The 22,967-nt window shown below is 62.8% G+C and carries 22 protein-coding genes and 1 riboswitch; of the genes, 16 read left to right on the top strand and 6 right to left on the bottom strand.

All coding sequences use genetic code 11. The features are described 5' to 3' along the window. The first annotated feature begins 154 nt into the window (after positions 1–154). From ACP7AL_RS07345 to ACP7AL_RS07335, 3 genes are all read left to right on the top strand, one after another. The gene (locus ACP7AL_RS07345; RefSeq protein WP_425990246.1) at positions 155–790 is read left to right on the top strand and encodes a TetR/AcrR family transcriptional regulator; all 636 of its coding nucleotides are present in this window, start codon (positions 155–157) and stop codon (positions 788–790) included. Between the two features lie 140 nt (positions 791–930). Beyond that, on the top strand, positions 931–1,857 hold the full coding sequence (locus tag ACP7AL_RS07340; RefSeq protein WP_425990243.1) for an outer membrane protein: 927 nt from the start codon (positions 931–933) through the stop codon (positions 1,855–1,857). 47 nt (positions 1,858–1,904) lie between these two features. Continuing rightward, positions 1,905–3,215, top strand: coding sequence for a helix-turn-helix transcriptional regulator (locus ACP7AL_RS07335; protein WP_425990241.1), 1,311 nt, complete (start codon positions 1,905–1,907; stop codon positions 3,213–3,215). Here the strand turns inward: ACP7AL_RS07335 and ACP7AL_RS07330 are convergent, their stop codons facing one another. Next, positions 3,216–4,457 (bottom strand): extensin family protein, encoded by a 1,242-nt coding sequence (locus ACP7AL_RS07330; protein WP_425990239.1) that lies wholly within the window; start codon positions 4,455–4,457, stop codon positions 3,216–3,218. A gap of 345 nt (positions 4,458–4,802) precedes the next feature. Between ACP7AL_RS07330 and ACP7AL_RS07325 the strand changes: the two genes are divergently transcribed. The 4 genes from ACP7AL_RS07325 to ACP7AL_RS07310 all read left to right on the top strand — a co-directional run bounded on the left by ACP7AL_RS07325 (position 4,803) and on the right by ACP7AL_RS07310 (position 9,907). Continuing rightward, complete coding sequence (locus ACP7AL_RS07325) at positions 4,803–5,846, top strand: MBL fold metallo-hydrolase (RefSeq protein ID WP_425990237.1); 1,044 nt, start codon at positions 4,803–4,805, stop codon at positions 5,844–5,846. Positions 5,847–6,001: 155 nt separating this feature from the next. Continuing rightward, a complete protein-coding gene (locus tag ACP7AL_RS07320) occupies positions 6,002–7,528 on the top strand; it encodes a FecR domain-containing protein (RefSeq protein WP_425990235.1) in 1,527 nt (508 codons plus the stop codon). 85 nt (positions 7,529–7,613) lie between these two features. Further along, complete coding sequence (locus ACP7AL_RS07315) at positions 7,614–9,170, top strand: DUF4403 family protein (protein ID WP_425990233.1); 1,557 nt, start codon at positions 7,614–7,616, stop codon at positions 9,168–9,170. A gap of 236 nt (positions 9,171–9,406) precedes the next feature. Further along, positions 9,407–9,907, top strand: coding sequence for a transglycosylase SLT domain-containing protein (locus tag ACP7AL_RS07310; protein ID WP_425990231.1), 501 nt, complete (start codon positions 9,407–9,409; stop codon positions 9,905–9,907). Between the two features lie 18 nt (positions 9,908–9,925). On the opposite strand, the gene ACP7AL_RS07305 is transcribed toward ACP7AL_RS07310, so the two are convergent. From ACP7AL_RS07305 to ACP7AL_RS07295, 3 genes are read right to left on the bottom strand one after another with little or no spacing between them, the layout of a single operon-like run. Then, the gene (locus tag ACP7AL_RS07305; RefSeq protein WP_425990229.1) at positions 9,926–11,398 is read right to left on the bottom strand and encodes a hypothetical protein; all 1,473 of its coding nucleotides are present in this window, start codon (positions 11,396–11,398) and stop codon (positions 9,926–9,928) included. Continuing rightward, positions 11,395–12,888: a hypothetical protein gene (locus ACP7AL_RS07300; protein ID WP_425990227.1), complete on the bottom strand. Its 1,494-nt coding sequence runs from the start codon at positions 12,886–12,888 to the stop codon at positions 11,395–11,397. Before ACP7AL_RS07300 ends, ACP7AL_RS07305 begins: the two co-directional genes overlap by 4 nt. Further along, positions 12,885–14,381: a hypothetical protein gene (locus ACP7AL_RS07295; protein ID WP_425990225.1), complete on the bottom strand. Its 1,497-nt coding sequence runs from the start codon at positions 14,379–14,381 to the stop codon at positions 12,885–12,887. The genes ACP7AL_RS07300 and ACP7AL_RS07295 overlap by 4 nt, the downstream gene beginning before the upstream one ends. Positions 14,382–14,636: 255 nt before the next feature. Next, a riboswitch (TPP riboswitch) is annotated at positions 14,637–14,746 on the top strand. Between ACP7AL_RS07295 and ACP7AL_RS07290 the strand changes: the two genes are divergently transcribed. From ACP7AL_RS07290 to thiC, 5 genes are all read left to right on the top strand, one after another. After that, positions 14,735–15,769 carry an FAD-dependent oxidoreductase gene (locus ACP7AL_RS07290; protein ID WP_425990223.1) on the top strand — a complete coding sequence of 345 codons (1,035 nt, stop codon included), beginning with the start codon at positions 14,735–14,737 and terminating at the stop codon, positions 15,767–15,769. (Overlaps the previous riboswitch by 12 nt.) 7 nt (positions 15,770–15,776) lie before the next feature. Further along, on the top strand, positions 15,777–15,974 hold the full coding sequence (thiS, locus tag ACP7AL_RS07285; RefSeq protein WP_006021747.1) for a sulfur carrier protein ThiS: 198 nt from the start codon (positions 15,777–15,779) through the stop codon (positions 15,972–15,974). Between the two features lie 168 nt (positions 15,975–16,142). Next, complete coding sequence (locus tag ACP7AL_RS07280; RefSeq protein WP_425990221.1) at positions 16,143–16,925, top strand: thiazole synthase; 783 nt, start codon at positions 16,143–16,145, stop codon at positions 16,923–16,925. Further along, positions 16,912–17,520 carry a thiamine phosphate synthase gene (locus ACP7AL_RS07275; protein WP_425990219.1) on the top strand — a complete coding sequence of 203 codons (609 nt, stop codon included), beginning with the start codon at positions 16,912–16,914 and terminating at the stop codon, positions 17,518–17,520. Before ACP7AL_RS07280 ends, ACP7AL_RS07275 begins: the two co-directional genes overlap by 14 nt. A gap of 23 nt (positions 17,521–17,543) precedes the next feature. Continuing rightward, the gene (thiC, locus tag ACP7AL_RS07270) at positions 17,544–19,475 is read left to right on the top strand and encodes a phosphomethylpyrimidine synthase ThiC (protein WP_425990217.1); all 1,932 of its coding nucleotides are present in this window, start codon (positions 17,544–17,546) and stop codon (positions 19,473–19,475) included. A gap of 104 nt (positions 19,476–19,579) precedes the next feature. Here the strand turns inward: thiC and ACP7AL_RS07265 are convergent, their stop codons facing one another. Next, positions 19,580–20,041, bottom strand: a complete 462-nt coding sequence (locus ACP7AL_RS07265; RefSeq protein WP_425990215.1) for a hypothetical protein — start codon at positions 20,039–20,041, stop codon at positions 19,580–19,582. A 152-nt stretch (positions 20,042–20,193) separates the two neighbouring features. Here ACP7AL_RS07265 and ACP7AL_RS07260 point away from each other — a divergent pair, with 152 nt between their 5' ends. The 4 genes from ACP7AL_RS07260 to ACP7AL_RS07245 all read left to right on the top strand — a co-directional run bounded on the left by ACP7AL_RS07260 (position 20,194) and on the right by ACP7AL_RS07245 (position 22,358). Then, entirely contained in the window at positions 20,194–20,745 is a 552-nt protein-coding gene (locus ACP7AL_RS07260) for a dTDP-4-dehydrorhamnose 3,5-epimerase family protein (RefSeq protein ID WP_425990213.1), read from the top strand. An 89-nt stretch (positions 20,746–20,834) separates the two neighbouring features. Continuing rightward, positions 20,835–21,263: a YeeE/YedE family protein gene (locus ACP7AL_RS07255; protein WP_425990211.1), complete on the top strand. Its 429-nt coding sequence runs from the start codon at positions 20,835–20,837 to the stop codon at positions 21,261–21,263. Between the two features lie 4 nt (positions 21,264–21,267). Then, a complete protein-coding gene (locus tag ACP7AL_RS07250; protein ID WP_425990209.1) occupies positions 21,268–21,735 on the top strand; it encodes a DUF6691 family protein in 468 nt (155 codons plus the stop codon). Between the two features lie 125 nt (positions 21,736–21,860). Further along, positions 21,861–22,358, top strand: coding sequence for a collagen-like protein (locus tag ACP7AL_RS07245; protein ID WP_425990207.1), 498 nt, complete (start codon positions 21,861–21,863; stop codon positions 22,356–22,358). Positions 22,359–22,448: 90 nt separating this feature from the next. On the opposite strand, the gene ACP7AL_RS07240 is transcribed toward ACP7AL_RS07245, so the two are convergent. Next, positions 22,449–22,886, bottom strand: a complete 438-nt coding sequence (locus tag ACP7AL_RS07240) for a hypothetical protein (protein ID WP_006021756.1) — start codon at positions 22,884–22,886, stop codon at positions 22,449–22,451. Between the last annotated feature and the right edge of the window lie 81 nt (positions 22,887–22,967).

The following is a 22,967-nucleotide window of genomic DNA, read 5'->3' as shown; positions in this document are numbered from 1 at the left end:
GCCGATAGCGGCAACCCGGCCTGCGACAAAATTATCATTGACCGAACGGTTCGGTCAAATGTATTTTAAGGCGATACTTGGATACCGCATTACGGGTTCCCGTATTCTTTCCGGCGGCGCGATCCACAGCGGAACGAAAAAACAGACTAAACAAATGGTTACACAGAGCCACCTGACGGTCGCGTCCGGCGACGAAGACAGCGCGAAGCGCCATCAGATCATGGATGGCGCACGGCGTGTTTTCATGGATCTGGGTTTCGACGGCGCCAGCATGAACGAGATCGCCCGCGCCGCTGGCGTCTCCAAAGGCACGCTCTACGTCTATTTCACCGACAAGAACCGGCTTTTCGAGGCCATCGTCGAACAGGAAAGTCTCGAGCACGGCAAGAAGGCGTTCAACTTCGACCCGGCGCAGGATGCCGAAACCAGCCTGCGCGCATTCGGCCGCGCCTATCTGGAAATCGTGTGCCGCCCGGATGGCGGTTCAGCGGTCAGAACCGTGATGGCCATCGCGGAACGGATGCCGGATGTCGGCAGGCGTTTCTATGATCACGTTATCGCCCACACCATGCGCCTGCTCGGCGATTATCTTGCAGCGCGGGTCAAAGCCGGGGAGCTTGCAATCGACGACTGCTATCTCGCTGGTGCACAGTTCATGATGATGTGCCAGGCGACGCTGTTTCAGCCTTACGTCTTTCAGGTCAAGCCTGCCCCGACAAAAAAGGAAATCGCAACGGTGGTCGACAGCGCCACGCGAGTTTTCCTCGCCGGCTATCGTGCTAAGAACTGAGCAAGGCGGAATCGTTTCAGAGAGCCAGCGAGAATCACCGTGCTGGACATGCGCAACGCTTCGCGCGCGTCTGTTCTAATGAATCAGGTCGCGAAAATTGGAGTCGATACCCGGCATTTGCCGGTGAACTTCCTCAGCAAATGCCGGTGTTTGATGGGCTGTTCAGCAAGTCGTGTGCAGTCGCGCAACACGAGAAAAGCAAAACCGGGTTCCGCTCAGTTCCTTGTTTTTTCTTCGCATTGAGTCGCTACGTTCCCGACATGGAATTGGAAGCGAGAATGAAAATGAAATTTGCATCTGCCATTGCTCTCACTGGAGCCCTTCTCATCTCAGGCCAGGCTGACTCCGCTGATCTGCCTGCCCGGCCATATTACAAAGCAGCACCGATCGCCTATTTGCCTTGGAACAAGTGCTATATCGGTGTCACCGCAGGCTATACGCCCGGAACCGGTGGATCTGATAGTGACCCGCGTATCAGAGCGACAAGCCCCGGTCTGGACACCTCGATTCTCCTCGGCAACGTGCCTACCCGGCTTGCGAGCGATCCGGACGGTGCCGTTGTGGGCGGCACCATCGGCTGCAACCGCCAATACGACCGCGTTGTTGTCGGTGGGGAAGCCGACTTGATGTATTCCAGCCTCCGCGACACCGTGGCTGTAACCCAGGGACCTGGCGTCACAACGACGACCTTCGATCGCAAGCTTGACGCCATTGGCACAGTTCGCGCCCGGTTAGGCTACGCAATCGACAATACCTTGCTCTATGTGACTGGCGGTCTTGCTTACGGCCACGTCCAGTCCACTGCACAAATCTTCTCCGTGCCTGGAGCCTCGGCACTCGCTGGAAGCGAAAATGCATGGAAAGCGGGCTGGACTGCGGGTGGCGGCGTCGAACACATATTCATGCCGAACTGGTCCGTCAAAGCTGAGTATCTCTACTATGATTTGGGCAACTCTGACGTGAACTTGCTCCCCGTCGGCGGCCCTCCTGAGACCGGCGTTATCAGCTATAAAAATACCGGTCACATCATTCGCGCCGGATTGAACTATCACTTCGCCGCATACTAATTTCTAAGACGATCGAATTTTCAAAATCACATCAAAAGCCCGGCTTCGTGCCGGGCTTTTTTACTCGTGGAACCGTTTTCTCATCGGCCAAAAAGTTCGTCGTGCAAAAGTTCCCGATCACACCGCATACCGGTCAGCCGCGAATTTCAGCACGCAACAGCTTGATCGCATCAACCAAACCACCGATTGTTATTTTGGAATTCTGGCGGGCGTTTTTTATGATCGATATTCAACCGGAGCTTTTGTCTCGCGTCATCGCTGATATTTACGAGGGCGCTTACGACCTGAGCAAATGGCCTGATACCGTCGACAGTCTCTGTAATTTGTTTCATGGCTCCAAAGCCTGCCTCGCCAGGATCGGACCGGATCTCCAGCCTAACGACTCTATCAGCACCAGTTTTGATTCGAAGTTCCATCAGATCTATATTGATGAACTGGCTAGCCTTGCAAATCCGCTGCTCGATGCAGTCGGCGTAGTGCCGGTCGGCACCATCTACCATGACCACGATATTGCGGGAGAAGCTCTGAAAAAGAGCAGGTTCTGGAATGAATGGATGGCGCCGCAGGATATGTACGGCGGCATCGCCAGTAAACTGATGATCTCCGGGCCATCATTCTGGATGTTCGACGTGCAGCGCGGACGTCATCAGGATAAATTTGACGCGAACGACGTGGAGTTGCTTCAATACCTCGCACCGCATCTTGTGCGCGCCACGAAGATCAGCCGGCAATTCAAGTCTATGCAACCGCTGGCATCTGCGTTTTCGCATTTGCCGTTCGGCGCGATTGTCGTGGATGCATACATGCGCATCATTGCGTCAAATGTGGCGGCAGAAAAAATCATGGCACGCCCCGGCAGCCTCCTTACGCAAGTCTCAGGACACCTGATATCAAACAATGCCGAAAGCATGTCGGCGCTTCATAGGATGATCGTTGACGCCTGCCGCGCGACGGATGGTGTCATTTCCGGCACCGGCGGGGACCTCATGATCCGCAGCGGAAACGCTTTGAGACCAATAAATCTTTCTATGTCGATCGGCCCGCTGGCCGAGACCAACCTAAATGGCGGGCCTTTTCTTCAGCCTTGCGCCGCCATTTTCGTACGCGAAATCAATCTGGATGTGCAGGCAGGATTCGAGCTGCAGACGCGTAATCTGTTCGGATTTACGGCGCGCGAAGCCAGTCTCGCAGCTTCACTTGCATCGGGACGATCCGTCAGGGAAGCGGCGGAAGATACCGGCGTTGCCTATAGCACGATGCGGACCTATCTGGAGAATGTCTTCCGCAAGACCCAGACCCGGCAACAAAGTCAGCTCGTGGCATTGCTGCGAAGTCTGCAGCCGCCAATTCAAAGCTAGTCAGCGCTCCCTGACGCGGGATTCGTCTTCGATCGACTCTTGGTCTTCCTTCGACAGCGGACCGCGCGCGAACATCCGCTTCACACGCTGCCCGATCGAGCCGGTGACGCCGCCATCGCGCAGCGCATAGCCGCGTGGTGCCGCGCGCGCCGCGATTTCTTCGCCGGACACAGCCGCAGGCTGGCAGATGATGCGTCCGCTGGCGCGGCGCATCAGATCGACGTGAATGTGATCGTAGTGATAGACGTTCGATCCCGGCGCCAGCACGGTGTTGAACTGCTGGCACGCGGCGGCCTGCACATCGCGCAGGAAGCCCTGCTCTTCCGGTAAACCTTTCCAGCCATCCTTGACCGAGATGCGCCGCCCGTCCGCCAGCGTGAACGAGGCGATGTCGAGCGCGTTGCCGAACGCATGCTCCGAAATATGCGCGCGCGAATTGCCGTTCATGCCGCGGCATGAGTAGGCCGAAATCTGCTTGATCTCCGCGACCGGCGAGCCGAACCAGCGCTGCGCCGCAGGCTGAACCGCGTCCGCCAGCCAGCGGTCGAGCGCCGAGACGATCGGGCACGCCAGCGTTGCCGCTGGCTTCACCGCAACAGCGCCGAACCCGTTCACCGGCGAGCCCCGCGAAGGGCCGAGACGCGGCGGCGTGTAAGGCTGGCTCGCGGGAGGATAAGGCTGCGCGGCATAGGGCGCGCGGGTTTGCGGGCGGCTGATGGTCGGCGACGCGGAGTCAGGAGCCCCCGCCAGATCTTCCTCATCCGGCGGCTCTGTTCCCGGCGCATTCAACCGCATCGGCGCACCGGCCTGCTCTGGAAACGACGGCGAACGCGCCGCCGGATACGGCTGCTGCGACGGATAAGATGATGATGGATAGGATGGCGGCTGCGACGACGAATAGGACGGCTGATAGGACGGAGACTGCGGCTGCGATGCAGGCCAGCGCGGCTGATTGCCGATGCTGCCGGGCGGACGCAGGTCGTCGGCGTAACCGAGGCTGCTCATCGGCTCGCCGAGTGCCGCCACTTTCAGCGGGAATTCAGCTCCGCACGCGCCAGGGCCGGAAATCGGATCGATGCGGACGAGATCGGCAGTCTCCTTGACCGCACCGGATTTCAGGCACGCCTTCTCCGCCTCAGCCCGCCAGGGTTCGCGTTCGGCGGTCATGAAACCGCGGCCGCAACCCGCCAGCGCAACAAGGACAAGGGAGCCGACGACGAACCAACTCACTCCACGCGTCATCCGCGCAAGTTCACCGAAGATAATTAAAGACTCTTCAACGCATTGTTATTCAAGGTTTTTTAACCATGTTGGCGCGCCGCGGCCGATGATCCGTCAGCAGGTCTGACTTTTTTGAAGGGGGAACGTCTTGGTAGCGTCCGCGTTACATGACCCAGCGTTGAGCCAAGGGAGATTCCCCATGACCATCGTCGGACCTCTGAGCGTCGTTGCAGCGTATGCGTCGTTTATTCTGGTCGGCGCGATCGTGCTGGGCATGTTCTAGAGATATTGTCCGCCAAGCGGATCGTCAGATTGAGTGACGCGGTCCACCCTTGATCGCTCACAGGAATCTGCAATCATGGTTCCATGATTTTCCGTCAGCTCTTCGACAGCGTTTCCAGCACTTACACCTATCTTCTTGCGAGCCGCCGCGGCGGCGAAGCACTGATCATCGATCCGGTGCTGGAGAAGGTCGACCGTTACATCCAGCTTCTGCACGACCTCGATCTCAAGCTGATCAAGGCGGTCGATACGCATATCCACGCCGACCACATCACCGGCCTCGGCGCGCTGCGCGACAAGACCCATTGCATCACCGTGATGGGCGAGCAGAGCGGCGTCGATGTCGTGTCGATGCGCGTCTCCGACGGCGACAAGATCGACATCGAGGGCCTCAGCCTCGATGTGCTCTACACGCCGGGCCACACCGATGATTCCTACAGCTTCATCCTGCCCGATCGGGTTTTCACCGGCGACACGCTGCTCATTCGCGGCACCGGCCGCACCGATTTCCAGAACGGTGACCCGCGCGCGCAATACGAGTCGATCTTCGGCCGCCTGCTGAAGCTGCCCGACCAGACGCTCATCTTTCCGGCGCACGACTATAAGGGCGACACCGTCTCGACCATCGGCGAGGAAAAAGCCTGTAACCCGCGGCTGCAGGTCAAGTCGGTCGATCAATACGTCGACCTGATGAACAGCCTGCACCTGCCGAATCCGAAGATGATGGATGTGGCGGTGCCGGCCAACCTGCATATGGGTCTGGCACAGGACGAAGTCGCGCGGCGCGGCTGGGCGCTTACGGCATCGCAAGCCAAAGATATGGCCGGCCGGTCCGACGTCGTGCTTATCGATCTGCGCGAACGGCGCGAGCGCGAGAAGCACGGCGTCATTCCGGGCTCGCTGCATGCGCCTTACCCTGCTCTCGAAGACAATGTGAAACCGGGCGGCGTCCTTCACCAGCTCGGCACGTCCACCAGCAATCAGTTGCTGTTCTATTGCGCGTTCGGCGAACGCTCCGCGATGGCCGTGCAGGCCGCACAGGAAGCCGGACTTACCACGGCCCGCCATATCCAGGGCGGCATCGAGGCCTGGCGTCGCGCCGGCGGCACGATCGCGCCCGAGCGATGACGCGCGGGGTTTGAACCGCCACCTCTTTCGCATCACAATTGCAATGAAAAATCCGGCTGCCAGAGCGCGTGGCGTTGCATCGCCCTGCGAGGGCTGTCAAAAATGATGCCATTGTGCCGCCTTTCAGATTGCTCCCCGAGCAGGTGAATATGTTGATGCGCTCTGCCCTGCTCGTTGCATCGATGCTGTGCGGCCTCGCCCTTGCGCCCGCCCATGCAGAACGCATCATCCAGTTCGCACAGGCCGCACCCGCACAACCGGCGAGCCCCGCCCCGGCGCCGGCGGATTCGTCCGCACCGTCCGCGCAAACAACGCCGTCCGCTCCAGCCGATCAGCCTGCGGCAGATCCGTCCCAGCAGGCCAGCGACGAACCCGCCGGCAATGTCGCCATCCTCAAAGGCACCGCAACCGTCACGCGCGGCGGCATGACCGGTCCGCTGAAACTGCAAGACGACATCTTCAAGGGCGACGTTCTTCAGACCGGCAAGAACTCAACGCTCGGCGTCACGTTCAGCGATGACACCACGCTCAATCTCTCCGCAAGCTCGCGCGTGGCCGTGGACAATTTCGTCTACCAGGAAGGGTCCAAGGATAACGCGGCGCTTCTGAACGTCACGCGCGGCACCATGGCCTTCGTTGCTGCTGCGGTTGCCAAGACCGGCGACATGAAGATCGAAACGCCGACCGCAACGCTCGGCATTCGCGGCACGACCGGCGTCGTCGAAGTGCCCGAAGGCGCTGCGTCCATGGCTAATGCCAACAATGTGGGGATCAAGCTTTATCCCGACGCCGACGGCAAGGTCGGCCGCATCGAGGTCAGGGCGCGCGACGGCGCGCCGCTCGGCATGCTGACCCAGGCTGCGAGCGGCTTCACCGTGCGCGGCACGATGGTGCCGGGCTTCGGCATGCGCATGTCCGCGATGCCGATGGTGATGTCCGCGCAGATGATCGCGCGCGATCGCGGCTTCATGCAGCGCGTTCACACCATGCAGGACATCGGACGGCGGGTTGTGGTGGAGCAGCGCAACTTCCGTCTGCAAAATCCGAATCGTCCGCCGGCCTTCGGACGGCCCGGCTTCAATCCGAACGCTCCGCAGCGCGGCGGACTCAATCAGCCCGGCCAGCGCCCCGGCCTGAATCAGCCGGGTCAACGCGGCGGCATCAACCAGCCCGGCCTGAACAACAGGCCGGGACAGCCGAACCAGCCAGGCCTGCGCAATCAGCCCCGGCAGCCAAATCGTCCGGGCCTGAATCAACCTGGCCAGCCGGGGCGGCCGGGCCTGCAAAACCCGCCGGGACAGCGCGGCAATTTGCAGCCGGGCACTGGCCAACCGGGGCGCCCCGGTTTGCCGAACCAGGGCGGACTGCAAAGAGCACCCGGCACACCGGGTCAGTTGGGGTCAAGGCCGGCGCTTCCGAGCCAGCCGGGCCTCGCGAACCGGCCCGCGCTTCAACCGCAACCTGGCGTGCCGGGCGGATTGCAGCGGCCATCCGCGGTGCCGAGTGCGCCGGCGATGCAAGGTCCGGGGGGGATTTTCAACCGGCTCGGTGTGCCGAACCGTCTCGGCATTCCGCAGGTGCCATCAGCAGTACCGCGTCCCGGCCAGCCCGCAGTCCCTGCCTTGCAGAAAAAGCTGCCGGGCACACCGAAGGACAAGCTGCCGAAAGAGTTGCTCCGATAGGTTGATCCATACCGCTGCCTCACGCGGGGTGGCGTGCCGCGGACACCGCCTGTAGCATCGTTGTCATGATGCTGCCGGAGTCGCTATGCGCTTGAAATTCATCCTGCTCGGGTTGGCGGTGCTCGTCGCATCGTTCGCCGCCAGTCTTTATGCGATGAACAGGTTCTGGCCGACGACAGTTGAGAAGCCGGTGCTGGCGAAGCTGCCGCCGCTCCCGCCGGTCTCGCGCAATTCCGAAATCCTGACACCGATTTCCATCTCGATCGCCGCGCTCCGCGACGGGCTCGACCGCGCCGCGCCGCGCAATCTCGGCGGCAAGGCGGACAATCCCGTCAGCCAGATTCTCCAGAATGCCGACATCAACTGGACGGTGACGCGCGGGCCGATCGCCGCAAGCGGCGTGCAGAACGCGCTGTCGCTGTCGACACCGCTCGACGGCAAGCTGACCGTGCTTGGCTCGCTGTCGGCGGCAAGCGGCACGGCGCTCGGCAATGCGCTGGGGAACGTGCTCGGCAGCAACGCCGTCAAGCAGCTCGGCAGTGTGAATATCAAACAATTGAATGCGAATGCCGCGATCCACGGCAATGTCGCGATCACCTCAAAGCCCGAAGTCCTGCGGGAGTGGCGGATCGATCCGAAGCTGACCGCACAGGTGACACTCGGCGAAAGCAGTCTCACTATCGCAGGCGCGAAAGTCGCGGTGCCTGCACAGGTCAAGCCGGTGATCGACAAGACGGTCAACGAGCAGATGGCGCAGTTGCAGGCGCGGCTGCGAAATGATCGCTCGCTCGAACAGAATGCGCGGCGCGAATGGGCGAAACTTTGCCGTTCGATACCCCTGCCTCCGGCGGCGGTGGGAATGCCGACGCTCTGGCTGGAGATGCGGCCGGTGCGCGCGATGGCGGCCCAGCCGCGCATCGATCCCAACTCGGTGAACTTCATGCTCGGCCTGCAGGCGGAGACACGCGTGCTTCCCGCCGAGACCAAGCCGGATTGCCCGTTCCCGGCAAATCTCGACATTGTGCCGCCGCCAGATCGCGGCCGCATCGCCATCGGCGTGCCGATCGATCTGCCCTTCACCGAAGTCAGCAAGATCATCGCGACGCAGTTGAAGGGCCGCACGTTTCCTGAAGACGGCAGCGGCTCGGTCGATGTCACGGTGAAAAGCGCGAGCGTTGCCGCCGCCGGTCAGCGGCTCCTGATCTCGCTGCTCGTCAACGCCAGGGAGAAGAAGAGCTGGTTAGGCCTCGGCGGCGAAGCCACGATACACATCTGGGGCCGCCCGGTGCTGGATCAGGCGCAACAGATCCTGCGGCTGACCGATCTCGAACTCGCGGTCGAATCCGATTCCGCATTCGGCCTGTTAGGGGCCGCTGCGCGCCCGGCGATCCCATATCTGCAACGCGCGCTCGAGCAGCGCGCCACCATCGATCTGAAGACATTCGCTGCGAACGCGCAGCAGAAAATTTCGGCGATCGTCTCGGATTTCCGCAAGAACGATGAAGGCATTCGTGTCGAAGCATCGGTGTCGAGTGTGCGCCTCGGCAGCATTGCATTCGACTCCAGCACGCTGCGGATCATCGCGGAAGCGGAAGGTTCAATCAGTGTCGCGGTGACATCGCTGCCGAATTTGCAGCCGTGAACGGCGCAATCGCCGGCGCATAGCTCATCCCCATGTTCGCATAGCTGCAAGCTGCTCATATCAGAGCGTTAATTCCTGCGAGTTCCCGCGTTAACACTCGCGACACGTTCTCTCCACATTTGCTCCGCACTGGAACCGCTTGCGCCCATGGCCGTTGAGCCGGGCCAGTCGTCGCGCCTGCACAGAGTGCCCGCGCTGAACCCATCTCCAAAAATTCATTGCTGAGGATTTACATCATGAAACGAGTCTTGCTCGCCGCAGCCGCGGCGATGATGCTGATTCATCCCGCCAGCGCGCAGCGCGCCAACTACGAGTCGATGGTCGCCAGTCACGCCGCCGCAAACGGAGTTCCCGCGGAACTCGTGCATCGCGTGATCGTGCGCGAGAGCCGCTACAATCCCCGCGCCGTCAGCAAGGGCAATTACGGCATGATGCAGATCAAGCTCGCGACCGCGCGCAGCCTTGGCTACACCGGTACAGCGCAAGGCCTGCTCGATCCCGACACCAACCTCACCTACGCCGTGAAGTATCTCGCCGGCGCGTATCAGGCGGCGGGCGGCAATCACAACCGCGCGGTCTCCTATTATGCAGGCGGCTATTACTATGCGGCGAAACGTCAGGGCCTTCTGCCGCGCCAGCAGCCTCAGGCGCAGGCCGAACCATCGATCACGCCGTTCGACGCGAACGCGCAGGTGCTGCCCGCGCGGCGGCATCGTCATCATCGCCACCATCACTGATAAGAAAGCAGGCCGGCTTCAGTTTGAAGCCGGCTTTATTTCCGGCTCGGCCGAATGACGCGCCGATGGATCGCGCACATGCGCCACGACATTGTCGTCGGCGAAAACTTTCTTCCAGCCGTCGACATGATCGAGCAGTTGCGCGGCGGGTGTCCGCCGCCATAACAGGGTGGCGTCTATGCGGTATGACTTGAGCATATCGAACAGCGCGTCGGGTCTCTTCAGAGTCATGGCGCGATCGACATCCACCATGAAGCGCTCGCCATACAATTCGGTTCGCCCGTCGATCGCGACGGGCACTCCCGACCAGATCAGATAGCCGCCGAAATCGTAATCGTTCAGCACCCGCGATACGCCGCGCTCCTTCAATACCGCAACGGCCGGCGCAATGCCGGACGGTGGCGCGTATCGGCCGGTCGCCATCGCAAATCCTGTTATCGCGATAACCGGCACCAGCGCCGCCATTGCAACCGTCGACCGTAGCCGTGTGCCGTTCGTCGGCAATATCGCCACCTGCGCGAAACGCGCAGCCAGTGGCGCAGCCAGCACGATCGGCAACAGCAGCGCCAGCACGGTGGCATTGCGCGCGCTCGCCAGCGCCATGTGAAGCAGCCCGAGCGTCAGCGCGATCCGCATCCAGGGGAGCTTCAATCCTTTGAACAGGATCGCTCCCAGCCCAAGCAGCAGAACGCCCTCGAAAGTACCGAAGCGCGTGAAGTCCGCCGGACGCCATTCGGTGATCATCGACAGCGCAGCGCCGAGATTGAGAATGTTGCGGGCCGCGAGCAGCGAATTCCAGCCATAGGGCGTGATGCAGCTCGCCGCGAGCGCGACGAGACCGAACACGAACCAGCGCAGCAATAACTTCACGCGCGCAGGCCGCTCCACCCTCATCATGGCATCGAGTGCGATCGCCCCGATCAGCACGAGGCCGAAAATGAAACTGCCGTGAAGGTTTGCCCAAAGGGTCATGAGCGGCAGCAGCCAGAACGACGGCACACCGCCGCGGTCTGCCGTCGCGATCAAGCCCATCACCCAGGCCACCATCACCGGCATGGCGAGCGCGTGCGGCCGCACCAGAAAATGCGGCGACGCTATCGCGAGCGCTGCCAGCAGAAGAATGAGCACGACGAACGTATCCAGACGACGTTCGAGAAACCGCGCGAGCATTGCAAATGCCGCCGCGATCGACGCGGCGGTCAGGACGACGGGTCCGGCCCAGCCCGCGACCGAGAAAGCGAGCGCGTAACAGGCCTGTGCCAGCCACTGCGTCGAGATCCACGGCTGGCCTTGCATCGTGAAGGAAAAGATGTCGGCTTGCGGAACGGCGGCGCTATCGAGAATCCACTGGCCGACCTTGATCTGCCAGAACGTGTCGGGATCCGCCAGCATCCGGTTGCCGAGCGCAAGCAGTCCCGCGTAGACGCAGACGCCCGTCACCAGCGGCAACGACAACCACCTTGCCGGAGCATCGCTGGCCTGCGCCGTCATCGCGCTGCGCCTTCAGGCGGTTTGACGTTGGGCTGGACGGTATGACGCGCATTCGCGTCGCGGACATGAACGACGACATCGTCGTCGGCGAAGACCTTGCGCCAGCCGTCGATCTGGTCGAGCAGTTGCGCGCCCGGCGTCTTTTTGCGCAGCAGCGTCGCGTCGATCTTGTGGCGCTCCAGCAGGTCGAAGAAGCTTGCCGGATCGCGCAGGCCCCTCGCCGCGCTGTGCTCGACCACGAATTTCTCACCGTACAATTCCGTGCGTCCGTCGATATAGGGCGCGACACCCTGCGAGATCAGGTAGCCGCCGAAGTCGTAATCGTTGAACACCCGCTTCGCCTGATGCTGTTTCAGCGCCTGCACCGCCGCGGCCGGTGACATGTTTTCCGCCGGGCGATAGTGGCCGATGGCAAGCGCCGCCACCGTCATGCCGGCCATCAGCACAACGGTCAGTGCTGACGCGATGCCCGGAGACTGCGGAAAGGTCAGGCCCGCCTCGCCGTTTCGCCCGCCGAATTGCGCGGCGAGCGGCGCCGCGACCACCATCGGCCCCAGCAGGGCAAAGACGTCCGCGTTGCGGATGTGGGCCAGCGCCATGTACAGTAAACCGACGAACAGCACGGTGCGCATCAAGGGCAGCTTCACGCCCTTGAGGAACGCAAGCACGATGATCAGCAGCGTCCCGGCCTCCAGCGGACCGAGGAAACTGAAATCGGCCGGCGCCCATTCGCGGATCAGGGTGAGCGCTTCGCCGAGATTGAGAATGGCGCGCGCCGCCAGCAGCGAATTCCAGCCATAGGGCGTGAGGCAGCTCGCTGCGAGCGCAACCAGACCGAACACAAACCAGCGCAGCAACAGCCGCAGCCGCGCCGGAGCTTCGGCGTTCAGCACCGCATCCAGCGCGATCGGGCCGATCAGCATGAGACCGAGAACGAAACCGCCGTGCAGGTTCGCCCACAGCGTCATCAGCAGGACCAAGACGAACGGCGGCGCTTGCCGCCGCTCAGCCGCCGACAGCAATGCCGCAACCCACGCCACCATCACCGGCAGCGCCAGCGCATGCGGCCGCGCGTAGAAATGCGGCAGTCCGATGAGGAACGATACCGGAAGCAGGATCATCACCGGCGTGTCGCCGAAATAACGGACCAGGAACCGCGTCAGCAACATGTAGGTCACGGCGATCGCCAGCGCCGTCAGCGCGACAAGCCCCGCCCAGCCGAACCATCCATGGACCTGGCTGAAGATCACCTGCGCCAGCCATTGCGTCGACATCCATGGCTGACCCTGCATCGTGAACGAATACACATCGGTCAGCGGCACCGTGCGGTGATCGACCATCCACTGTCCGACCGCGACCTGCCAGAATGTATCGGGATCGATCAGCAGCCGGTTGCCGGTGCTCAGCAGCACGGCATAGACGATAAGGCCGACCCACAGCGGCAGGGTGCAGCGCTCCGCCGGTGCTGCGTCGATTGCCTGTGCGGTCATCGCGCAGCGCCTTCCGGTTTGATTGCTGGATTGGCCGTGCCGGACTTGCGCACATGGACGACGGCGATGCCGTCGGTATGGATGCGCTGCCAGCCATCGAGCCGGTCGAGAAGTCCGGCCGCAGGCGTGTCCGGCGTCAGCAGCGTCGCGTCGATCTTGTAACTGTCGAGCAGGCCGAGAAATCCGTCGACGTCCCGGAGCGCGAGCGCATCGAACGTCTTGACGAGGAACGGCGCACCATAAAGTTCGCCGCGTCCGTCGAAGAAGGTCGGAATGCCCTGCGTGATGAGATAGCCGCCGAAGCCGGCGTTGTGGAGAATTCGCGATGCCTTGCGCGCCTTCAGCACATCGACCGCGGCAGCCGGTGTCTGTGCAGCCATCGGTGAAAAGGCGTGGCTCACGGCAAAGGCCGTGGTCGCCACCACGACACCCAGAACAACAGCGACAACGCCGATCCAGCTTCTTGTCCGCGCAACGGCTTCAGCTCTTCCGAGCTGCGCAGCGAGCGGACCCGCAACCACCAGCGGCGTCAGCAGCGCGAACACTTCGATATTGCGGTTGTGCGAGAGTGCCATGTGCAGCAGGCCGAGCACCAGCAGAATGCGCGGCGGCGACAGCACGATGCCGCGCCAGAGCGCCGCGGCCACCGCAGCCAGCAGGCAGACCTCGAACACACCGAGACTGCCGAAATCCGCAGGCTGCCATTCGGCGATCAGCGGCATCGCATCGCCGAGATCGAGGATCTGGCGCGCCGCCAGCAGCGAGTTCCAGCCGTAGGGCGTGATCCAGCTTGCAACCAGCGCACAGATGCCGAATGCCATCCATCGCAATGCCAGCGAGACTCGTTGCGACGCCTCCGCATTCCACAGCGCATCGAGCGCAAACGGCGCGATCAGAGCCAGCCCGAGCACGAAGCCGCCGTGCAGGTTCGCCCACAGTATAATGAGCGGCAGCAGCCGGAGTGACGGCGCGCTGCGCGCATCGCTGGCCTTCACCAGACCGTAAACCCACGCCACCATCACCGGCAGCGCCAGCAGATGCGGGCGCGCGACGAAATGATGCGCGGACATCAGCACCGCGGCCATCGCCACGATGATCGCATGCGCCGCCGAAAAATACCGGCACAGAGTATGGACCAGCAGCGCGAATGCCGCCGCCGTTCCGAGCGCGGCAAGGATCACAGGCCCGGCCCAGCCGGCCATCGCGTATGAGGCGGCATAGAGAACCTGCGCCAGCCAGGACGACGACATCCACGGCGCGCCAAATCGCGTGAACGAATAGACGTCGGTCTGCGGCAGCGCGCGATGATCGATGATCGATTGCCCGACCACGATCTGCCAGTAGGTGTCTGCATCCTGAAGCGCACGATTGCCGCCGATCACGAACAACAGAAACAGCCCGGCACCGAACCACAGCCATGCCGGCACCTGCCCGAGGGTTTTCCCGGCCGTGCCTGGCTTGTGCCCGATGTGATCGAGACCGGCGATGCTCATTATTGATCCTGAAGCGCGGAACCTGTTTCCGCGACCTAACCACCGGCGGCATAATTCCGGGTAAACTCGGGCCCCGGAAACCGGCGTGGAACGGCCTCAAAATCGCGCCCCGGCAAGGTCAACGAACCCTTACCTGCGGCGTTGTGCGCCAATCTTTGCGATGCGAAATGCGGAAACGCTTTCCCACGATGCGGAAAAGCCATGCCACGTCGGGGCTCCGGCCATTGAAACCCCGGATCATCGGGTCTATCGTATTGATGTTCCGAGGGGGGCTCCGGCGTGGAGCTGAGATACCGCGTGATGCGCGGTGACCCTTTGAACCTGATCCGGGTCATGCCGGCGAAGGGACAGGGATGTTACAGAAAGCCACATCTCCGCGAGGGGAATCTTCCGTCAATATTATCGGTGCGGGCATTGCCGGGTCATGGCAGGCATTGCTATTCGCGCGCGCGGGTTATGACGTCACTCTGCACGAGCGCGGTGACGCCGCGATGACGCAGGCCACCAGCCATCTGGCTGGCGGCATGCTGGCGCCGTGGTGCGAGCGCGAAAGCTCCGAACCCGTCATCACGCGGCTTGGCATCCGCTCGCTCGATCTGTGGCGCGAGCAGATTCCCGAGACACCGTTCAACGGCTCGCTCGTGGTATCGCATCCGCGCGACCGCACGGACTTTGAGCGTTTCGCCAAGCTCACCACCGATCATGAACGTCTCGATGCATCCGGCATTGCAGAACTCGAGCCGTCGCTCGACGGCCGCTTTCGCGAAGCGCTGTTCTTTGCCGGCGAAGGCCATATCGAGCCGCGCGCCGTATTGCCGAAGCTGCATGCCAAGCTTGCCGAAGCGGGCGCCGCGATCAAATTCCAGAGCGACTGCGAGCCCGACAAGATCGCCCAAGAAATCAAAAACGGCATCGTGATCGATTGCCGCGGACTTGCAGCACGAGAATCTGGCACGCGCGATCTGCGCGGCGTCAAGGGCGAGATGGTGATCATCGAGACGCCGGAGGTGCAACTGTCGCGCCCGGTGCGGCTGATACATCCGCGCTGGCCGCTCTACATCATTCCGCGCGACGGCAACCGCTTCATGATCGGCGCAACCACTGTCGAAGCCGAAGACACCGGCGTCAGCGTGCGCTCCGCGCTGGAACTGCTCACGGCGGCCTATGCGGTGCATCCGGCCTTCGCCGAGGCGCGCATCGTCGAGATCGGCGCGGGCCTGCGCCCGGCTTTCCCTGACAACCTGCCGCGCATCGCGATCGACGCGAAGCGCATTTCCGTCAACGGGCTTTATCGCCACGGCTTCCTGCTGGCGCCTGCCCTTGCCGAACTGACGCTCGCCTATGTCGAGCGCGGCGCCATCGATAACGAGGTGATGCAATGTTCGTGAGCGTCCAATGTTTCTGATCGTAAACGGCGAACGGGTCGAGACCAAGGCCACGCGCGTCGACGCGCTGCTGGCTGAACTTGAATATGAAGGCACGCATCTGGCCGTCGCGGTGAACTACGACGTGGTGCCACGCGCGCGCTGGGCCGAGACGGCGCTGAACGACAATGATTCAGTGGAAATCCTCACGCCCCGGCAGGGGGGATGAAATGAAAAATCTCTCCACGTCGTCTCCGCGAAGGCTCGCACCATCCGCTCCCCTCCCCCTTGTGGGGAGGGGTCGGGGGTGGGGGTATCACAACCACCGTCCTTGCAGCTCACCCCCCTCCCCAACCCTCCCCCGCAAGGGGGGAGGGAGTCGCGCGAGGCACGCCCCATGCTGAAATTCTACGACCGCGAATTCTCCTCGCGCCTGCTGATCGGCAGCGCGCTCTATCCGTCACCGAAGATCATGCAGGACGCGATCCGCGCCGCCGGCAGCGAAATCGTCACCGTGTCGGTGCGCCGCGAAACCGCAGGCGGCAAGACCGGCGACCAGTTCTGGTCGCTGATCCGCGAGCTGAAAGTCACCGTGCTGCCGAACACCGCCGGCTGCAAGAGCGTGCGCGAAGCCGTGACCACGGCAAAGCTCGCGCGCGAACTGTTCAGCACGCCGTGGATCAAGCTGGAAGTGATCGCCGACGACGAGACACTGCAACCCGACGTGGTCGGACTTGTCGAGGCAGCGTCCATCCTGATCAAGGACGGCTTCGAGGTGTTTCCCTACTGCACCGAGGATCTCAGCGTCGCCTCGCGCCTGGTCGATGCCGGATGCAAGGTTGTGATGCCGTGGGCCTCTCCGATCGGCAGCGCACGCGGCATCACCAACCGCGATGCGCTGAAGCTGCTGCGCGCCCGCTTCCCCGACATCACGCTCGTAGTCGACGCCGGCATCGGCGCGCCGTCGCATGCGGCTGAAGCGTTCGAGCTCGGCTATGACGCCGTGCTGCTCAACACCGCCATCGCCAAGGCCGACGATCCTGTCGCCATGGGCAACGCCTTCCGTCTCGCCGCCGAAGCCGGCCGCGCGGGATACGAAGCGGGGCTGATGGGCGCGCGCGATTTCGCTTCTCCGTCAACCCCTGTCGTTGGGACACCATTCTGGCATGCCGTATCCTGATCGCTTTTATCCCGTGGTCGACAGCGTCGCGTGGGTCGCGCGGCTGACGAAACTTGGCGCCGGCACCATTCAGTTGCGCGCGAAGGATCTCGACAACGCGGCGGCGCTCGCCATCGTGAAGGAAGCCCTCGCCGTCACCGAGGGCACGCCGACCAGGCTCGTGGTGAACGACTACTGGCGCGCGGCGATCGACGCAGGCGCGCAGCATCTGCATCTCGGCCAGGAAGACCTCGCGGAGGCCGACGTTCCTGCGATCCGCCGCGCCGGGCTGACACTCGGCATTTCCACGCACGATGAAGACGAACTCGACAACGCGCTCCGGCAAAAGCCGGACTACATCGCGCTCGGCCCGATCTTTCCGACCACCCTGAAGGCGATGCGCTTCGCGCCGCAGGGCATCGAGCGCATCACCGCGTGGAAGCTCGATATCGGCGACATTCCGCTGGTCGCGATCGGCGGTATCAAGCTCGAACAGGCCCGCGATATTTTTGCGGCGGGCGCCAATTCCATCGCCGTCGTCAGCGACGTCACCCAGAACGCCGATCCGGACGCGCGCGTGCGCGCCTGGCTCACCGATTATCCAGAAGTTGCCTGAGACATCCTTCAAAGGAGGACGCCATGAACAAACAAATCAACACGGCCGACATCAAGCCCGCCGTCACCACCGGCGGTCTGACGTCGTCGCGCAAGATCTACGTGACGCCCGACGAGGCGGCGGACCTGCGCGTCCCCCTGCGCGAGATTATTCTGTCCGAGGGCGCGGGTGAGCCCAATCTGCCCGTATACGATACCTCCGGCCCCTACACCGACCCGAACGTCATCATCGACGTCAACGCCGGTCTGGCGCGCAATCGCCTTGCATGGGTGAAGGAACGCGGCGGCGTCGAGGAATATGAAGGCCGCCAGATCAAGCCGGAAGACAACGGCAATGTCGGCGCCTCCCATGCGGCTGCCGCCTTCAAGGCGCACCACAAGCCGATCCGCGGCGTCGGCGATGCGCCGATCACGCAGCTTGAATTCGCGCGCAAGGGCATCATCACCAAGGAAATGATCTACGTCGCGGCGCGCGAGAACCTCGGGCGCAAGCAGCAGTTGGAGCGCGCGGAAGCCGCCCTGAAGGACGGCGAGAGCTTCGGCGCCGACATTCCCGCCTTCATCACCCCCGAATTCGTGCGCAGCGAGATCGCGCGCGGCCGCGCCATCATCCCCTGCAACATCAATCACGCCGAACTCGAGCCGATGATCATCGGCCGCAACTTCCTGACCAAGATCAACGCCAACATCGGCAACTCCGCCGTGACGTCATCGGTCGAGGAAGAAGTCGACAAGATGGTGTGGGCGATCCGCTGGGGCGCGGACACCGTGATGGACCTCTCCACCGGCCGCAACATCCACACCACCCGCGAATGGATTCTCCGCAACGCGCCGATTCCGATCGGCACCGTGCCGATCTATCAGGCGCTGGAGAAATGCGACGGCGATCCGGTCAAGCTGACCTGGGAACTCTACAAGGACACGCTGATCGAGCAGTGCGAACAGGGCGTGGATTATTTCACCATCCATGCCGGCGTGCGCCTGCCCTACATCCATCTCACCGCCAACCGCGTCACCGGCATCGTCTCGCGCGGCGGCTCGATCATGGCGAAGTGGTGCCTCGCCCATCACAAGGAGAGCTTCCTCTACACCCACTTCGAGGAAATCTGCGACCTCATGCGCAAGTATGACGTCTCGTTCTCGCTCGGCGACGGCCTGCGTCCCGGCTCGATCGCCGACGCCAACGACCGCGCGCAGTTCGCAGAACTCGAAACACTCGGCGAACTTACCAGGATCGCGTGGGACAAGGGCTGCCAGGTGATGATCGAAGGCCCCGGCCATGTGCCGATGCACAAGATCAAGATCAACATGGACAAGCAGCTCAAGGAGTGCGGCGAAGCGCCGTTCTATACGCTCGGGCCGCTGACCACGGACATCGCGCCGGGCTATGATCACATCACGTCGGGCATTGGTGCCGCGATGATCGGCTGGTTCGGCTGTGCGATGCTCTGCTACGTCACGCCGAAGGAGCATCTCGGCCTGCCGAACAGAGATGACGTGAAAGTCGGCGTCATCACCTACAAGATCGCGGCACACGCCTCCGATCTCGCCAAGGGCCATCCGGCGGCGCAGCTCCGTGACGACGCGCTGAGCCGCGCGCGCTTCGATTTCCGCTGGGAGGACCAGTTCAACCTCGGTCTCGATCCGGATACCGCACGCAGCTATCACGACGAAACGCTGCCGAAGGAAGCGCACAAGGTCGCGCATTTCTGCTCGATGTGCGGACCGAAGTTCTGCTCGATGAAGATCACGCAGGACGTGCGCGACTACGCGGCGACCCTCGGTGACAACGAGAAGGCCGCGCTCAATCTCGACGGCAAGCTCCCCGGCGTCGGCATGACGATCTCGGGCGTGATCGCCGACGGCATGGCGCAGATGAGCGAGAAGTTCGTCAAGATGGGCGGACAGGTCTATGTCGAGGCGGAAGCGGTGAAGGAAAGCAACAAGGCTTTCTGATCCGCAATAACCTCAACGTCATGCCCGGGCTTGACCCGTGCATCCACCGGGAACAGAAGGCCGGGCGAAAGCGCGGCCTTTTTTCTTTCCCAGCATATTTCCCCTTACTTCCGAAGCTTCTCAGTCATCCGCCGCAGCGCCTCCTCGATCATCGGAATGTCGCGTTCGAGTTCTCCTGCAATTTCGCCTGCGCGCTCCGGCGAGATGATCTTTCCTTCCTCGCAATCGAAAACGACGCCACCGGTCGCCTTGGCATATGCACTACCCGCCATGTAAGCGGCGATCCCTTCATAGGGATTTCCAGTCCAGCGAAACGCGAGGGTATATTTCCAGCGATGGCCGAAATCGATGTCGGTATAGGTTTCCACTAGATCACCCAGATCCCAGTGACCACATTCGAATGCTGTCTGCCTGTCACCGAGTTGAACCGGCAATATACCGCTCAATTCGATGAAAGGCCGCCCCGTGAAGAGCCGCACCGGAAAGCCACCTACGTCAATCGCCCGTTGCCACTCATCAATAGATTCCAGTCGATGGTCGGATAGGACATACAATTCCATCGCCATCTCAAACTCTCCTTGCGTTCAGCATAGCATGCACAGAACCTGCATCGGATTTTATTCCTGCAATCAGTTCTTGGAGTTTACAAGTGATGATCACCTTCCCCTGCGCGCCCGCTGGTGTATACGTCTCGCCTTTCCGTCAGGCGGCACACCTTATGAACACGTCCAAGAACTTAACCCCCGCCACCTTCCTCACCCCGGACGATTTCGTTCAGGACGCGCCGGTTGCGCCGACGCCAGCACCGGCGGCAACTACCGCCGATCTGATCGACGGCGTTACCGTGACGCCGCTGGTCACGCGCGCCGATCATCGTGGCGGATTGACCGAACTTCTCACCACGCGCGACGGCTTGAGCCAGCCCATCGTGCATGTCTACGAGGTGGAGGCGAAAGCAGGATCGCTCCGCGGCTGGGTGTATCATCGCCATCAGTCCGACCGGCTGGCATTTACGCGCGGCCGCTTCAGGGTCGTGCTGCTGGACATCCGGCAGGACAGCCCGACCTTCAACAAGCTTTCGGTTCTGATCCTCGGCAAGGAGCGGCCCCGCCTGCTGCGCATTCCGCCTTTCATCGTTCATGCCGTGCAAAATCTCGGCGAGGACGCGACGTTCATCAATATGCCGACAAGGGTTTACGATCCCCGCGATCCGGACAAGTGCCGCCTGCCGATCGACGATCCGCGCATTCCGTTCAGCTTCCGGGATTGAGGCCGTCATCGCCGATCAAAGGGTAAGCGCGCGCAATCGTGCGCTATGATATGCTTCGCGCTGACCCGGCATGCCTCGATGGAGCGCCCATGCATAACCTCACGCCTCTTTCCGGATTGATCGGCGGCGCGCTGATCGGGCTCGCCGCAGCGATGCTGATGCTGCTGACCGGACGCATCGCAGGGATCAGCGGCATCTTCGGCGGGCTTCTTGCGTCCGCGACAAGCGATCGCGGCTGGCGGCTCGCTTTCATCGCGGGGCTGATCGCAGCGCCGCTGACCGCGGCACTCGCCGCCGGCACGCCGCTCCCCTCACCCGCCATGCCCGCGAGCCTGATCGTGATCGTCGTCGCCGGTCTGCTGGTCGGCTTCGGCAGCCGCATGGGCGGCGGCTGCACCTCGGGGCATGGCGTGTGCGGCGTCGCGCGGCTGTCCGCGCGCTCGCTTGTCGCCACCGCGATCTTCATGGCGGCGGCGATCCTCACCGTCGCCGTCGTGCGTCATGGTATGGGAGGCTGATGCGATGCCGCTCGTTCTCGTGAGCTTCATTTGCGGACTCATCTTCGGCGCGGGCCTTTTGATCTCCGGCATGACGGATACAACGAAAGTGCTCGGCTTCCTCGACATCTTCGGCGCGTGGGACGCGACGCTGGCTTTCGTGATGGCCGGCGCGGTCGCGGTCTCGAGCATCGGCTTTGTGCTCGCACGGCGGCGCGGCCCGCCGGTCTTCGCCGCGCAGTCGCTCTGGCCGACGCGCAAGGACATCGACGTACCGCTGGTGACCGGCGCGGCTCTGTTCGGGATCGGCTGGGGTCTGGTCGGTCTTTGCCCCGGCCCGGCGCTGGTCAATCTCGCAGGGCTGAGCCTGCCGGTGATCGTGTTCGTCGCCGCGATGGCTGTCGGCATGCTGGGCCATGATGCATGGACCAGATCCCGCGCATCGGCGCGACAGACCGCGCAAGCCACTGTTGCAGCAGGCGGAGACGGCTAGCGCCGCCGATTTCAAAGGCGGCGTCCTTCCGCTGAATTATGGCAGTCATGAAAACGCTGCTAGAAGGACGGCGTAGCAAATCACCTGTAGCAAATCACCTGTAGCAAATTACCTGGAGTGCAGACGTGGCGAACGACGCGACCACACGGCAACCTCGGAGCGGACCGCAAGGCCCGCAAGGCAAACCCGGAAAGCCGGGACCGCAAGGACATCCGGGCCGGCCCGGGCCGGAAGGTCCGCGCGGCAAGCCGGGGATGCCGGGCAAAGCAGGACCGCAGGGCAAGCGCGGCGAAGCCGGACCGGCGGGCAAACCCGGCGCGCAGGGCCCGCGCGGCGAACAAGGTCCGCAGGGCAAGCAAGGCCCCGTGGGTGCGCAAGGCCCGCGCGGCGAGCAGGGGCCGCCCGGCCGCCTGCCGTCTTTCGAGGAAATCCTTCCCTGGCTGGAGACGATTTTCGACGCATGGGAAGAGCATCGCCGCAAGCGCGAGCAGGAAGCGAAGGAGCGCGAGGCGCAGGAAGCTGCCTCCCGCCACGCCGCGGCTCTTGCAGCGGGCGCGCTCGACGACGACAGCGATGACGATCATCACAAGAAGAAAAAGAAGCATCGCAAGGACAAGAAATAGCGGCAAGCCGCGAAACCTCGCGAGATCGAACAAAAGGCCGGACTCGCGTCCGGCCTTTTTCCTTTGAGCGAGCGCAGCGGTTGCGCACGTTTACTTCAGCGTGATCGCAAGACCGCTCAGATCGGCGTTGGCCATCAATCCTGTCTGCTGACCGGAGAGTTCGAGCACCGCGCCCTTCTGGTTGGTCAGAACGATCGCGCGTGCGCCGCGGCCCACCGCAATGCCCGCGCCCGCCGCGCCGTAGACACCCGCCACATCCGACGGACGGTTGATGTTGCTCACCCGGCCGCGCAGCACCGTCTTCGATCCGCCGAACACCAGACCGTAGTCGATGCCGCCGGTGGACAGCGCATAGGACCTGCCGCGGAAGTTCAGCGTGCCGGTGCCACCCGAACCGCCGATGAACCATCCGGCCTTGTAGATGACGAGCGACACGGTGCCGCTGTCGGCATGGGCCGACGACAGGCCGGCTCCGATGAGCGCCGTCACGGCGATCAGCGCGGCGCGAATGGCAGATGGCAAACGCATGGGGATTCTCCGGATTGGTGTGGACGAGGAATGAGCAGCGGATGCTGCGAAGCGGACCGACAAAACCGAATCAACACTAGC

The sequence above is a fragment of the Afipia sp. DC4300-2b1 genome (assembly GCF_049895725.1).
Classification (GTDB): Bacteria; Pseudomonadota; Alphaproteobacteria; order Rhizobiales; family Xanthobacteraceae; genus Afipia; species Afipia broomeae.
Note: the sequence above shows the minus strand (reverse complement) of the source record. Positions and strands in the feature narration are given on the sequence as shown.